We start from the raw sequence: 500 nt of genomic DNA, 5'->3' as shown, positions 1-500 counted from the left end.
GGGTATACCAGAGGGCGAACTGGAGTCGGTATTTGAGCCGTTTAAGCAAGGCGATACAGCACGTGGTAGCGAGGGCAGCGGTTTAGGGCTGGCTATTATTAAACGCATTATAGATATACATAACGGTAAAGTTAAATTATCTAACCGGCCTGAGGGCGGGTTAAGTGCACAAATTTACTTACCAATTAAAGTATAATACCAACCCACTTTACTGCAGCGGGTTGCTATTAAGTTGTGCTGGCCAAAATTATAAACACGCAGTAAGCGATTAAAGTGCTTTAAAACGAATAGCCGTACCGCCACTGGTGGCCAGCTTAAGCGTTAATTTATCGCTTGCAGTAACAAGGCGTTTTTCAATAGTTAAATCGTACGGATTATTTTCCCACTCGGCATTCTTACCATCTTTATAAATATGTGCCTCAAACTGTTTGCCGTTATCTAAAAAGTCTAAACTAATCTCAATAGTACGCGCTTGCTCGTCAGTCACTGCGCCTAAATAC

The 500-nt window shown here is 42.2% G+C and carries 2 protein-coding genes; one reads left to right on the top strand and one right to left on the bottom strand.

The window, feature by feature from the left end; genetic code table 11:
- Positions 1-196: ATP-binding protein (locus AAEY62_RS20220; protein WP_350635963.1), on the top strand; the 196-nt coding region annotated here is incomplete at its 5' end.
- A gap of 72 nt (positions 197-268) precedes the next feature.
- On the opposite strand, the gene AAEY62_RS20215 is transcribed toward AAEY62_RS20220, so the two are convergent.
- On the bottom strand, positions 269-500 hold a 232-nt coding region (locus AAEY62_RS20215; protein ID WP_350635960.1), incomplete at its 5' end, for a glycoside hydrolase family 97 C-terminal domain-containing protein.

Origin of the sequence: Pseudoalteromonas sp. GW168-MNA-CIBAN-0100, from assembly GCF_040309225.1 — a bacterium.
GTDB lineage: Bacteria > Pseudomonadota > Gammaproteobacteria > Enterobacterales > Alteromonadaceae > Pseudoalteromonas > Pseudoalteromonas arctica.
Note: the sequence above shows the minus strand (reverse complement) of the source record. Positions and strands in the feature narration are given on the sequence as shown.